Genomic DNA, 13,765 nt, shown 5'->3' on the forward strand with positions numbered 1-13,765 from the left:
GAGGAATGTAAGATGAGTGAAGTTCGTGAAAAAGCAAGCAAAGCCAAATCTGCCGTATCCACGCTGAATCGGCTGACGACTGAGCAAAAAAATGCTGCACTGCGCATCATGGCTGACGCCTTGATTGCACAATCCGAAGAGATCATTGCTGCCAATTCCGAGGATCTGGATCGCGGCAGAGAACAAGGCACGCCTGAGTCCATGCTGGATCGCCTGGCATTGAACAAAGAGCGGATTGCAGGTATAGCCGAAGGACTGCGTCAGATCGCTGAGCTGCCTGACCCGGTCGGTGAGGTGCTTGAAACCTTTACCCGTCCAAACGGTCTTCATATCGAGAAGCTCCGGGTTCCGATCGGTCTGATTGGCATTATCTATGAAGCGCGTCCTAACGTGACCGTGGATGCAGCAGGGTTATGCCTCAAAACAGGAAACGCGGTGCTGCTGCGCGGCGGCTCCTCTGCCCTTTCCTCCAATCGCAAAATCGTTGAGGTGCTGCATCAGGCACTCGCAACATCTGCAATGCCAGCAGAAGCGCTGCAGCTCGTCGAAGACGCAGACCGTTCTTCCGTTGATGAGATGCTCAAGCTGAATGGCCTGCTGGATGTCATCATTCCACGCGGGGGTGCTTCGCTCATTCGAACCGTCGTTGCTAATGCAACTGTACCTGTGATTGAAACAGGCGCCGGCATCTGCCATACGTATGTCGATGAATCCGCTGATGAAGTGATGGCTGCAGACATAGCAATTAATGCCAAGGCACAGCGACCATCCGTATGCAATTCCATGGAAACCCTGCTGCTGCATGCCAATTATGCCGAAAAACATCTGCCTGCTCTGGCTGAGCGTTTCCGTGAAGCAAATGTTGCTCTGAAGGGCTGCGACAATGTACGCCGCCTTGTTCCAACAGTGCAGGAAGCAACAGAAGAGGATTACGCAACAGAGTATAATGATTATATTTTGAACATCCGCATTGTAAGCAGCCTGGACGAAGCATTGCAGCATATTGCACAATATGGAACCAAACATTCCGAATGTATCGTCACCCGGGATACGGCTCACGCGGAACGTTTTATGCATGAAGTCGATGCAGCGGCTGTTTATCATAATGCTTCCACCCGTTTTACCGACGGCTTCGAATTCGGTTACGGTGCAGAGATCGGAATCAGCACCCAGAAGCTGCATGCACGTGGTCCGATGGGGTTGCCAGCCTTGACCTCCAGCAAATACCGGATCACAGGCAATGGTCAGATTCGTCAATAATAATGAAGTAGCAGTTATATAGGAGGAACGATAATTATGAGCCAAGAGCAGCAGACCTTACTACAACAAAAAATTACTTTCCACGGAGCAGGCGCCATGGCCGAAGCCATCGTTCGTGGACTCATTTCCCGTCTTGTCGTTCGTCCTCAGGATATTACGATGCTGAATCGCAGCAATCTCAAACGTCAGGAGGAGCTGAGCACAAGGTACGCCGTGCATACCGGAACAGCCTCGCAATCACTGGACCTTCTTGCCTCTTCCCCGGTAATTGTGCTGTGTATGAAACCCAAAGACGCCGCGGCAGCGCTGCGTGAATTAGGCCCCTTGTTATCACCGAATCAGCTGATCGTATCCGTTATTGCGGGGCTGTCGATTCGTACAATGCAGACACTGCTTGGTCGCAAGCAGCCTATAGCCAGAACGATGCCTAACACCTCCAGCACCATCGGACTTGGTGCAACCGGGCTTGCTTTCTCTGCAGAGATTACCGATGAACAGCGCAGTACGGTGATGACACTTTTCGAAGCTGTAGGCATTGTAACGATTGTGCCGGAGGACAAACTTGAAGTGCTTACCGGGATTTCCGGCAGCGGACCTGCTTACGTATACTATCTCATGGAAGCTATGATTGCTGCGGGAATCCGCGGTGGTTTATCCAGCCAGCAGTCTCGGGATCTCACAGTTCAGACCGTGCTGGGCGCAGCGCGGATGGTACAGCAGACTGGTCTCGAACCAATGAAGCTGCGCAGTGATGTTACCTCGCCAGGAGGTGCAACACAGGCCGCACTGAAAACGCTGGATGAAGGAGACTTCTTTGAAAATGTCATCGCAGCCGTGGGACGTTGTGCCGAACGTTCACGTGAGATGGGAGCTGCGTTGGAAGGAGATTTAAACCATGAATAATATGTGTACGGCCACCTATCGTCTGCATGATGATCAAGCTGATTTCCACAAAAAAGCCCAGTCCATCGCCATCGGTATGACCGTTGGCAGCTGGACCGAGCTGCCTCAGGCCCAACGTGAAGCGATGCAGAAGCATTTGGGCGAAGTGCTCAAGGTTGAAGTACATGAAGCCGCAGACATGGCTCCAGGTGAGCGTTATGCAGATATTACGATTGGATACCCGGATATTAACTTCAGCCGTGATATTCCCGCCCTGCTTGTGACCGTCTTTGGTAAAATCTCGATGGACGGACGCATCAAGCTGCTGCAGCTTGGCTTCTCCGACAACTTCCTTAAAGCTTTCCCGGGACCCAAGTTTGGCCTAAACGGTGTACGTGACCTGCTGGGTGTGTATGATCGGCCGCTGCTCATGAGTATTTTCAAATCCGTCATCGGACTGAATGCCGATGAACTGCGGGAACAGTTTATCCGCCAAGCCCTTGGCGGCGTTGACCTTATCAAGGATGACGAAATTCTGTTTGAGAACAAGCTCACTCCGATTGAAAAAAGAGTTGAGGTCTGCATGAAGGCAGCCGAGCAGGCACGACAGGAGACAGGAAAAAAACTGTTGTATGCCGCCAATCTGACCGGACCTACTTCACGCTTGAAGCAGCAGGCAGAGCGTGCCATTGGCGCAGGAGCAAACGCGCTGTTATTCAACGTATTGTCCTATGGTTACGATGTGCTGCATGAATTAAGCAGTGACCCCGATATCAACGTGCCCATCATGGCTCACCCTGCACTTGCCGGTGCGCTGTATCCATCCCCGCATTATGGTATTTCCGCATCTGTCGTGCTGGGACAGTTAATGCGTCTGGCCGGGGCCGATCTTGTGCTCTTCCCTTCACCATATGGCTCTGTTACGATGCCTAAGGAAGAAAACATGGCGATCACCGAGCAATTGTTAACACCGGAGCTGCCGGTAAGACCAAGTATGCCTGTACCTTCAGCCGGAATCCACCCGGGACTCGTGCCGATGATTCTGAGAGACTTCGGCAAGGATGTGATCGTCAATGCTGGCGGCGGAATTCACGGACATCCAATGGGAACCGAAGCAGGTGGACGAGCTTTCTTGCAGGCAATTGAGGCTGCGGGACGTTCCATTCCGCTGGCAGAGCATGCTGCAGAGCACCCGGAATTGAAAAGCGCGCTGGATTTATGGGGTGGCGAGCGATGAACCGTGAGATGAATAGTAATAAAAAAACAGCGATATTTTGTGATTTTGACGGAACAATCACCCTCTCGGACAACATCGTTGCCATTATGAAGCATTTCAAGCCAGAAGGCATTGAAGCGATCATGAAAGACACGATTGAACAAAAGGTATCTCTGCGGGAAGGCGTTGGAGCGATGTTTGATCTCCTGCCCTCCTCTCAAAAAGACGAGATTGTCGAGTTTGTGCTTGGACAAGCAGGCATTCGTGAAGGCTTCCCAGCATTTCTGGAGTACGTTCGCAGCGAAGGCATTGAATTCAATGTAACCAGTGGCGGCATGGACTTTTTCATCGAGCCGCTGCTCGCACCGTTCAATATTCCGCAGGATCGTGTGTATTGCAATGGTGCAGATTTCTCAGGCGATAGAATTCGTATTGAATGGCCGCATCCCTGTCAGCCTCCGTGTGAGAATGGCTGCGGGATGTGCAAAACAACCGTGATCCGTTCGTTCCCGGCAGATGATTATAACCGGATTCTGATCGGAGACAGTCTGACCGACTTTGAAGGGGCTAAAATCGCTGATCTGGTCTACTCCCGCTCCATCCTGACAGATAAATGCGTGGAGCTTGGTGTGGATCATGTGCCTTTTACAACCTTCTATGACATCATCGAAGATATGAAGCAGAAGCAATCACAAGGAGTGCTGTAAATATGGGTTTTGAAAAGATTACACTGGAACATAAACGCCAGGTTCTTGAAGAACTGGCTGATGTCAAAGCACTATTCGCAAGCCGGAACTGGTTTCCGGGCACAAGCGGCAATCTGTCGATGCGAGTGGGTGAGTTTGACCCTGAGCAATTTTATTTTGCGGTTACTGCTTCAGGCAAGGATAAGTCACTCCGCACGCCGGAGGATTTCCTTTTTGTTGACAAGCAAGGCAAAGCAATTGAAACGACAACGCTGAAGCCAAGCGCCGAAACGCTAATCCACTGTGAAATCTATCGTTTGACTGGCTGCGGAGCTGTATTCCATGTGCATACGGTATTTAACAACCTGATCAGTGAATTTTTCAGTGATCAAGGCCACGTACCGATTCAGGGCATCGAATTGATCAAAGCCTTTAACATTTGGGAAGAAAATGCAGAGATTCGTGTGCCCGTGCTGCCGAACTTTGCTCATATCCCTTCGATCGCCGAGCTTGTTCCAGGTGTGCTGGATGCCAATGTTCCTGGAATTTTGCTGCGTAATCACGGCATCTATGCATGGGGCAAGGATGCTTTTGAAGCGAAGCGTCATCTGGAAGCCTTTGAATTTTTGTTTGAAGTGATGTATCGTCAGCTGCTGCTGAGAGGTGCATCCAAGTAACAAACGTGCAGCAGATATAAAGCTATCGGATAGCCTGCTCTTTAATGTATCTGTTTCACTTATTACAAAAATAACAGAATCACCAAAAACACACCAACGGCGTTTCATGGCCTTGGTGTGTTTTTTTATTAGCATTTTGCTCGTAATCCAAAATTATATATCTTTGAACCGTTATTGCCGATCATCCTTATCCTTGAACAAAAAGAGGCTTTCCAGTTCATCATCTTTGGTCTGATTGGTGATGGAATGACCGGAAATCGCTGCAGACTCCTTCTGTTTGCCAAATAACAGCTTCAAACCACCAAAGATAAGCAATAAGGAAACAATGACCGTGTTCAAATGGGATCGAATCTCATAACTCAGGAACATATCCGGGAACAGCTCGTTCAGCTGCGGAATAATCAACCGAATCGTTAGATAGTACAGCCCAAGGCCGGCGATGCCAAAGCCGATTAAACGCTGATGCCGCACCCAATCCTTGAAGATCGGCTCATCCGTGAGCGGCTCACGTCCGTAACGGCTGGAGCATTGAAGCCCGTCGAAGAAGCTGTAGAACCAGATCAGCGGAATCATAAACAGGAATACAGATAAGCGAAGCAGGTCGAGAATGTAGATGCTTCCCAGAAACAAAAACATCAGCTGCAGTCCTCTTTTTTGCAAACCGAGATACATATGTCCTGCTCCTGGAAAAGCAGAGAGCAATGTCGCCAGCACTTTACTGCGCCGCCCCATAATTCTGCCTGTCTCCAGTTCTTCAAACAAGGTTCTGTCCTGTAGCACTTCACCTGCCTGCTTGCGATGAACATGCTGAACTGCATCAAACATGCAGTATACCCAGATCACAGGAAGAACGAGCAAAAACATCAAAAACACAGATTCATTTGTAATGGCGGAGACAAAAACCATCATCGCAAAGGAACCGAAAAACGCCATCAGGAAGGACAATCCCCGGTGAAGTAATCCGAGATGCAAATGTCCAAGACCCGGAACAAATGAAAGCAAAATGGTAAAAAATCTTTCCCCTTCGCTGCCTTTCTGGTACATGGGCTGAGACTGAGCATAACCCTCGCCTGGAAATGCAGCATGCTCAGGGGGGACACCGTCTACATTCTGATGATGTATATGGTTCTCATTAGGAGCAGCAGCACTACCATAAGGCGCATTATAACCTTGCCCGTAGTAATACCTTTCACTAGCTGTAGGTGCGGAGAGCAGCACAATGATCATGTCCAGCATATTCAATGCCCAAACAAAAAGCACAGCCAGCAATCCAAAAGCAATTAAATCTCTTTCACCCGTGAGCCAGGATAGCATCAAAAAACCGATGCCCGTGCCGAAAAATAACAGGGGATAGACAACAGCCCGCACCTTGCGACGCCAGTACAAAAATCCCAATCCGGGGAACAGGTTTAATAAAAATGCAAGTAATTTATTTCGATCTGGATGCACAGTCGTCATTCCTTTCTTTATCAGGCCTTACCCAGCCATTCAAGGCTTGGGTTTGAAATTATCGAGCCACGAAGTAGCTGCCTCGGTCCATTTCTCTGTGAACGAACCTGCAGTTTCACCTTCCTGGAATTTATGATAAGGGGCAACTTTGTCAAACAATCCGGAAGAGAGAAAGATCAATGTCAGGCAGGCGGCCACGGCGTAATGAAATGCACGTTGCTCAAACCAGCGGCGAGTACGTCCGCCACGAGATTGACGCATGCTGCCCATGGTTGGCAAACGTTCAATTCGTTCCATCACGGTATTTGTAAATTCAATCGGATGGGACAACTCAGGATAAGTCTGATCCATGTCTAACGCTCTAAGGTACGCATCCATCGCATCCGGTTCGTTCAACAGAAGCTGCTCCATCCGCATGGCCTGATTGCTGCTAACTCGGCCTTCAATATAGTCCACCCACTGCTGGGCGGTATACATCTCTTTTTTACTCACGCCACTCCTCCTCCTTCCAATGGTTTCGAATCCATTGCCGTGCCCGATATAGTCTGGATTCTACCGTTTTCACAGCCACCTGGGCCTCATGAGCAATCTGCTCATAATTTTTCTCGCTCAGATAATATGCGGTAATAATATCCCGATGCTGAGCCGGCAGCTGATCGATCCGTTCACGGAGTTTATCCTGTCGCTCTTTGCGTATCACACGGGTGAGGACATCTTCCTCCCGCCCTGGCAAATTCACTACCCGGTCTTCTCCACCCAGATCTTCAGCACTTCTTCTGCCAAGCTTGCGTTTGGCATCAATGGCTTTATGAAAGGCGATTCGGGTTAACCAGGTTTTGAAACCTTCGGATCGATAATCGGGGAGAGATTTATAAATCTGTATGAACGCCTCCTGAGCGGCATCCTGGGCATCCTGATCATTACGTAAGACGGAATACGCAACATGATACACATGCTGGCTGTATTTATCGATCAGAACACGCATCTGGGATGCATCTCCTTGACGGATTTGTTCAATGATTAGCGCTTCGTCAATAACTCTCCCCTCCTCTCCAATTCAATAGACGACGACATGTCATCCGACCCCTGCATATTTTATCAAATTTATTATGATTCTGTACCCACGTTCCAAAAAGAGTGAATTGGCATGTCTAATTTAACTTATAATCCGGAAATGCTGCACCAAAAAAACAGGCTCAGAATAACTCTGGCCTGTTTCTCCATTAAACTAACGTCCCCCGTTACGGAAACGCTGTGTATACGCTTTGGCATCCTGCACATTTTTGACACGATTTCTGCTCCACTCCAGCAAGATTCGGTCAATGTAACGGAAATGCACCTTGCCTGCAAAAACCGCTTCCTTCAAAGCCAACAGAATAAGCTCCTCCTGATAACGATCCTGATCAAGCCAGCCGGATATCGTTTCACATTCCATCGGAGAGAGAGGCCGCGCAAATTCCTTTTCAAAAATAGAAAACATATTCCGCTCTTCCTCATCTTTTTGAACAGTGTTCGAATCAGGACGTAAAGCATTGCTTTTCAGCTGTTCGGACCGGGCATGCACTGCATCATCCGCGGCACACATGGCAAGCTTTGCAAACAAGCCATGCAGGTCATAGCGTTCATACTGGATATCCCGCTCTTCATCCCGCTGCTCATCAATCGTGATATAACCATCCCTCATCAGACGCTGCAGCATTCTCGCAATGCCTTCGGGAGCCAGTCCCATGCGTCCAGCAAGCTCTTCAAGCGTAGGAAATTCATTGAATTCTGCCTGGCGGAAGCCGAGCAGCTGAATCAGCAGCAGCACTTCAGAATCAGATAAACCTAGCTGGTGATAGAAACGCAATAACGCATAAGGCAATTGAGCAGTACCCGATGACATCCCGTAGGCTGCTCCGCTTAACCAGGCTTTGGAGGCACCGTCCTCCATGTGCTCTTTTCCGTTAAACATTAAGGGTACAGACGGTAGAGCATACGTGGGAATGCGATAGTCTCACGAACATGATCGAGTCCGCAGATCCACGCTACCGTCCGCTCCAATCCCAGACCGAAACCGGAGTGAGGAACCGATCCGTATTTACGCAAATCCAGATACCACTGGTACGCTTCATCCGAGAGATTGTGCTCTTCAAAACGCTGCTGCATCAGCTCTGGATCATCAATCCGTTGTGATCCGCCAATGATCTCTCCATAGCCCTCGGGCGCAATCATATCTGCACAAAGAACAACTTCAGGACGATTCGGATCAGGTTTCATATAAAACGCTTTGATTCCTGCCGGATAATGGGTAATGAATACAGGTGTATTATACTTCTCGGCAATCGCTGTTTCATGCGGTGCACCGAAATCTTCACCCCAAGGAATGTCGAAGCCTTGCCCGTTCAGGAACTCAATCGCTTCGTCATACGTAATACGAGGGAACGGAGCCGTAATGCCTTCCAGCTTGGATACGTCACGTCCGATGGACTCCAGTTCTGCACGGCAATTTTTTACCACAGACTGCACAACATGTGCAATGAACTTCTCTTGTACACGCAAGCTCTCTTCATGATCAACAAACGCCATCTCCGGCTCAATCATCCAGAATTCGATCAGGTGACGGCGAGTTTTGGATTTCTCAGCACGGAACGTTGGGCCAAAGGAATAAACTTTGCCGAGTGCCATTGCCGCAGCTTCCATATACAGCTGCCCACTTTGTGTAAGATAAGCGTCCTCATCAAAATATTTAATGTGGAACAGGTTTGTTGTTCCTTCCGCAGAAGAAGGTGTCAGGATTGGCGGGTCAACCTGTGTGAAGCCGTTACCATCAAAAAACTGCTGAACAGCACGAATAATCTCGGCGCGAATAACCATCACCGCACGTTGTTTCGTAGAACGAAGCCACAGATGACGGTGGTCCATCAAGAAATCAACACCGTGCTCTTTCGGTGTAATCGGATAATTTTCCGTCAGATGAATGATTTTCACACCTGTAACGGTCATCTCATATCCAGACGCACTGCGCGGCTCTTCACGAATGATTCCTGTTACATAGACAGAGCTTTCCTGAGTCAGACTTTTGGCATCATTCCAGATCTCTTCGCTGACTTCACTCTTTACTACAACCCCTTGAATATATCCAGTACCATCACGCAGCTGCAAAAACTGAATTTTACCGCTGGAGCGTTTGTTGTTAATCCACGCACCGATCGTGACCGTTTCACCCACATGCTCATTCACATTACGAATTACACAATTCGTATCCATGCCATATCTCCCCTTGGTTCCATAAATTTGAAAATGCAGCGGACAGGTGTAACCCTGCCCTCTGCACTTCCTTGTCATTCTGTATTTACTTTACAGTTAGTTTACTTGGAATTCAATACGATTCGGTGCGTATCACGCGCAATAACCAATTCTTCGTTTGTTGGCACAACCAGAACGTCAACTTTGGAATTTTCAGTTGTGATGCGGCGTGGTTCACCCGAACGGATTGCATTGAGTGCTTCATCCAGCTCAACGCCAAGGTATGTCAATTGCTCACATACTTTCTGACGCAGAACAACAGAGTTTTCACCTACACCGGCAGTAAATACGATCACGTCAACACCGTTCATCGCCGCAGCATAAGAACCGATGTATTTACGCAAACGATATTCATACATTTCGAAAGCAAGTGTAGAGTTTGGCTCGCCCTTTTCCATGCCTTCTGTAATTTCACGCATATCACTGCTGATGCCCGAGATGGCCAGAAGTCCGCTGTGTTTATTAAGCATGGAGTTCACTTCGCTGACGCTAAGCTCTTCCTTGTTCATTACATATGGCACAATGGCCGGATCGAGGTCACCACTGCGTGTTCCCATCATCAAACCTTCGAGCGGAGTCATACCCATAGATGTATCCACCGACACGCCGCCTTTGACTGCAGTCACACTGCCGCCATTACCCACGTGACAAGTGATAATTTTCAGGTCTTCCAACGGACGGTCAAGATACTCTGCCGCTGTTTTGCTTACGTAATCATGGGAAGTACCGTGAGCGCCATAACGACGTACTTTATATTTTTTGTAAAGTACACGCGGGATAGCATACAAGTATGCATGCTCAGGCATCGTTTGGTGGAACGCTGTATCGAACACCATAACCTGAGGTACACCCGGCATGTTCAATTCAGCCGCACGGATACCCATCATCGCTGCAGGGTTATGAAGCGGAGCCAGGTCGAACAGACGGCGAATCTCAGCTTTGGCTGCATCATCCACCAGTGCGGATGCTTTAAATGCTTCACCACCGTGTACTACACGATGTCCAACTGCTTGAATTTCGCTAACGGAATCCAGTACACCATTCTCTTTGTGCGTCAGAATATCGATGACTTTACGAATTGCGGTAGTATGCTCCAGAATTTCGCTAACTTCCGTAATCTCCTCACGGCCAGTCGGTTTATGCGTCAGAATGGAGGAGTCCATGCCAATCCGCTCCACCAGACCTTTCGCCAGTACAGATTCATCTTCCATGTTATACAATTGATATTTAAGCGAGGAACTTCCCGCATTTATTACGAGTACTTTCACAGCCGGTCACCATCCTTGTCGTACTTGAAGAATCCTTCTCCTGATTTCACGCCCAGATGACCTGCACGCACCATTTTTTTCAGAACGGTAGAAGGACGGTATTTCAATTCTCCGAACTCACGGAACATTCTTTCAAGTGCTGCCTCAACGGAATCAAGTCCAAAACGGTCAGCCATCTCAAGCGGGCCATGCTGGAAGTTATATCCGATACGCATTGCATCATCAATGTCCTCTGCAGAAGCCACACCTTCTTGCAGAACGTGCAGTGCCTCGTTAATCAGCAGACAGATCAGACGTGAAGTAACGAAACCAGGGGATTCATAGATCATAACGCCTTTTTTGTCTACAACCTCTTCAACGAAACGACGAGTTTCTTCGAAAGTTGTATCAGACGTTTTGAGTCCGCGAATAATCTCAACAAGATCAACCCGGGATACCGGGTGAATAAAGTGCATACCAATAACACGCTCAGGATACTTGGTCGAGCTTGCAAGCTCGGTCAAACTCAGCGTGGAAGTGTTACTTGCCAGAATTACATTGCTTGGACAAACCTGATCCAATTGATGAAAGACTTTCTTTTTTGCTTCCAGGTCCTCTGTAATGGTTTCGATAACCATATCACAAGAGCCCAGTTCAGCAAGATGTCCTACTTTGGTAATCCGGGAGAGAATCAATTTCTTCTCTGCCTTCGTAATCGCCCATTTCTCCAGTTGTTTATCCAGATTGGTCTCGATCATATTGTACGCATGATCCAGCTTTTGTGTTGTGTGCTCCACCAGAAGCACATCAAGTCCTTTGGCTGCAAGCATCTGGGAAATTCCTTGGCCCATCGTGCCGCCGCCGACAACTCCTATTTTTTTGAAAAACATGGTTCTGCTCCATCCTTTCGGTTCTCTATTTCTCTATTGTACCCTGTTCGCCGAAAATTACAAATTTCGACCCAACATCTAATAATATCTTAGCACGAGTGAAATGTAAAAAAAAATAACCAGCATAAAGAAATTATGCTGGTAAACGGGCGCTGTCACGAAATTGACAACGAAATTGTTCTCCTGATAAAACTTCCTCACGCATCAGAATATCAAGCGAATTGTCGAAAATTGTCCGCTGTTCCTCAAGCCGGCGTTTGGTCTGCTCCATCAGCTCCTGCAAGATCACTTTATTCTCACGCATCAGCTCTTCCGTTGTGACCATATCCATGTTTACGATGCCGAGCGAGGTCAAGCCGGAAGCCATCATCGTCTGAACAACATTGGTCGCCTGCTCAAAGTCGTTACGTGAACCTGTGGAACGCCCGCCGTAATACATCTCTTCAGCAGCTGCACCGGCAAGAGCAATCATAATCTGCTCCTCCAGAAAACGCTTCGTATACAGAAACTGTTCCTGTTGGGGATTGTGACGCACATAGCCAAGAGCCTGTCCACGCGGACTCAGAGCGACCTGGCTAACACTTCCCGGGCGCACAAGCTCTGCCATTATGGCATGGCCGAGTTCGTGAATCGCAACCCTCTTTTTCTCTTCGACGCTCGATTCACGATCGGTTTTCTCACCCATCATCACTTTATCAATCGCAAGCGACAGATGACGCTGCTCAATCGTAGCCAGGCCCTCACGCATCGCGTATATTGCCGCCTCGTTCATTACACTCTCCAGCTGTGCACCCGAAAAACCATAGGACTCTTCTGCAGTCTTCTCCAGATTTACGTCCTGTGTTAAAGGTTTGTTCACGGCATGCAGCTCCAGAATATGCTTTCTGCCTTTTTTGTCCGGCAGATCAACCTGGATGTGGCGGTCAAAGCGCCCAGGACGGGTCAGCGCACTGTCCAGCATTTCCTTGCGGTTGGTCGCTGCAATCAGCAATATCCGCGGTGTATCGGAGGTATATATACCGTCCATCTCTGTAAGCAGCTGGTTTAATGTCTGATCATACTCACGCTGCTGACCGCCTTCACGTTTACCGCCTATAACATCAATCTCATCAATGAAAATAATTGCATTTTCCTTGTTTTCCTTAGCCGCCCGCGCTCTGGCATCCTTAAACAGATCCCGGATACGACTGGCACCTACACCGACATACATCTCAACAAATTCACTACCCGATGCAGCTACAAAAACGGAATCGGTATAATGTGCAGCCGCTTTGGCCATCAGCGTTTTACCCGTTCCTGGAGGGCCTGTAAGCAAAATGCCTTTAAGCGGACGAATACCGAACTTTCGTATCTCATCATGACGAATGAGAAAATCCAACGCTTCTCTTAGCTCCTGCTTGGCGCTATCTTGCCCTCCAATTTCCTCAAAGGTCAGCTTGGATGGCCCTTTTTTCTTCCGTTTACGCTCCTGGGCTGCGCCCACAGTAATTCCTCCGCGCATCTGCATCATAAATAACAAGCCACCTACCAGCGCTGCAGCCATAAGAATAGGTACAATATTCACTCCGACAAATGCAAGAAAAATAATCAAAACAGGAACAAATCCAATGGCTGCTTCTTTCGTCCATTTAGGCATTAGGCCACACTCCTATCTGGCCGGGTACACGCGGCAGAATAATAAACTTGCTGGCATCTCCGTCTCTCAGACTTACATAAACATTGTTGTCATCCATTGCTGTGTTCACTTTGATCCCACCCGTCGCCATCTTAGATAGCGTAGGGGTAATCTCTGCATATTGTTTGTTTTCCATCGCTTGAGCTACTGTAAACATCGCATCGCCCCACCAGCTCTCCAAAGCTTCATTCGAATGATCCACGACGTCCAGTTTAAGTGCACGTGAACCAATCAGGCTCTGTCCTTCTCGATGAAGGTATTGCACGAGTCTGCCTAAATCTACATTAGGTTTCAAATCAAGTTTCATTTGCACATCATTGCGGTTAATAGTTATCTGAGCACTGTTGACACCATCATACTGTGTAACCATCTTTTCAATCGGACTTTGTACAGCAACTTGTCGATATATGAACCAACCTCCGAACAACAGGACGGCAGAAACAACGGCAGTAATAATAATAGGCATTACTTTCAGCTTCAATTGAATTTCCCCTC

The 13,765-nt window shown here is 48.3% G+C and carries 14 protein-coding genes; 5 read left to right on the forward strand and 9 right to left on the reverse strand.

The window, feature by feature from the left end; translation table 11 throughout:
- Window positions 1-12: 12 nt before the first annotated feature.
- Genes ACQSGY_RS11035 through ACQSGY_RS11055 form a run of 5 tightly spaced genes read left to right on the forward strand, consistent with a single transcriptional unit; the run spans window position 13 to window position 4,721 of the window.
- Window positions 13-1,260 carry a glutamate-5-semialdehyde dehydrogenase gene (locus tag ACQSGY_RS11035; protein WP_427051929.1) on the forward strand — a complete coding sequence of 416 codons (1,248 nt, stop codon included), beginning with the start codon at window positions 13-15 and terminating at the stop codon, window positions 1,258-1,260.
- Window positions 1,261-1,296: 36 nt separating this feature from the next.
- A complete protein-coding gene (gene proC / locus ACQSGY_RS11040; protein ID WP_184187363.1) occupies window positions 1,297-2,163 on the forward strand; it encodes a pyrroline-5-carboxylate reductase in 867 nt (288 codons plus the stop codon).
- Window positions 2,156-3,379, forward strand: coding sequence for a 2,3-diketo-5-methylthiopentyl-1-phosphate enolase (locus ACQSGY_RS11045; RefSeq protein WP_427051930.1), 1,224 nt, complete (start codon window positions 2,156-2,158; stop codon window positions 3,377-3,379). The genes proC and ACQSGY_RS11045 overlap by 8 nt, the downstream gene beginning before the upstream one ends.
- Window positions 3,380-3,387: 8 nt before the next feature.
- Entirely contained in the window at window positions 3,388-4,065 is a 678-nt protein-coding gene (locus ACQSGY_RS11050) for a 2-hydroxy-3-keto-5-methylthiopentenyl-1-phosphate phosphatase (protein ID WP_427051931.1), read from the forward strand.
- Window positions 4,066-4,067: 2 nt separating this feature from the next.
- On the forward strand, window positions 4,068-4,721 hold the full coding sequence (locus ACQSGY_RS11055; protein ID WP_427051932.1) for a methylthioribulose 1-phosphate dehydratase: 654 nt from the start codon (window positions 4,068-4,070) through the stop codon (window positions 4,719-4,721).
- A gap of 171 nt (window positions 4,722-4,892) precedes the next feature.
- On the opposite strand, the gene ACQSGY_RS11060 is transcribed toward ACQSGY_RS11055, so the two are convergent.
- The 9 genes from ACQSGY_RS11060 to ACQSGY_RS11100 form a co-directional block, all read right to left on the reverse strand.
- Window positions 4,893-6,179, reverse strand: a complete 1,287-nt coding sequence (locus ACQSGY_RS11060) for a multi-tm2 domain protein (RefSeq protein ID WP_427051933.1) — start codon at window positions 6,177-6,179, stop codon at window positions 4,893-4,895.
- 30 nt (window positions 6,180-6,209) lie between these two features.
- Window positions 6,210-6,662 carry a hypothetical protein gene (locus ACQSGY_RS11065; RefSeq protein ID WP_427051934.1) on the reverse strand — a complete coding sequence of 151 codons (453 nt, stop codon included), beginning with the start codon at window positions 6,660-6,662 and terminating at the stop codon, window positions 6,210-6,212.
- A complete protein-coding gene (locus ACQSGY_RS11070; RefSeq protein WP_253299021.1) occupies window positions 6,655-7,155 on the reverse strand; it encodes an RNA polymerase sigma factor in 501 nt (166 codons plus the stop codon). The genes ACQSGY_RS11065 and ACQSGY_RS11070 overlap by 8 nt, the downstream gene beginning before the upstream one ends.
- Window positions 7,156-7,398: 243 nt before the next feature.
- On the reverse strand, window positions 7,399-8,124 hold the full coding sequence (locus ACQSGY_RS11075; protein ID WP_427051935.1) for a DnaD domain protein: 726 nt from the start codon (window positions 8,122-8,124) through the stop codon (window positions 7,399-7,401).
- Window positions 8,124-9,419, reverse strand: a complete 1,296-nt coding sequence (gene asnS, locus ACQSGY_RS11080) for an asparagine--tRNA ligase (RefSeq protein ID WP_216514757.1) — start codon at window positions 9,417-9,419, stop codon at window positions 8,124-8,126. Before asnS ends, ACQSGY_RS11075 begins: the two co-directional genes overlap by 1 nt.
- Before the next feature lie 101 nt (window positions 9,420-9,520).
- Window positions 9,521-10,726 carry an acetate/propionate family kinase gene (locus tag ACQSGY_RS11085; protein ID WP_427051936.1) on the reverse strand — a complete coding sequence of 402 codons (1,206 nt, stop codon included), beginning with the start codon at window positions 10,724-10,726 and terminating at the stop codon, window positions 9,521-9,523.
- On the reverse strand, window positions 10,723-11,595 hold the full coding sequence (locus tag ACQSGY_RS11090; RefSeq protein ID WP_145401188.1) for a 3-hydroxyacyl-CoA dehydrogenase family protein: 873 nt from the start codon (window positions 11,593-11,595) through the stop codon (window positions 10,723-10,725). Before ACQSGY_RS11090 ends, ACQSGY_RS11085 begins: the two co-directional genes overlap by 4 nt.
- 133 nt (window positions 11,596-11,728) lie before the next feature.
- Window positions 11,729-13,231: an AAA family ATPase gene (locus ACQSGY_RS11095; protein ID WP_427051937.1), complete on the reverse strand. Its 1,503-nt coding sequence runs from the start codon at window positions 13,229-13,231 to the stop codon at window positions 11,729-11,731.
- Entirely contained in the window at window positions 13,224-13,751 is a 528-nt protein-coding gene (locus ACQSGY_RS11100) for a hypothetical protein (RefSeq protein ID WP_427051938.1), read from the reverse strand. The genes ACQSGY_RS11095 and ACQSGY_RS11100 overlap by 8 nt, the downstream gene beginning before the upstream one ends.
- Window positions 13,752-13,765 lie beyond the last annotated feature (14 nt).

The sequence above is a fragment of the Paenibacillus sp. TC-CSREp1 genome, from assembly GCF_050171015.1.
Lineage (GTDB): Bacteria > Bacillota > Bacilli > Paenibacillales > Paenibacillaceae > Paenibacillus > Paenibacillus silvae.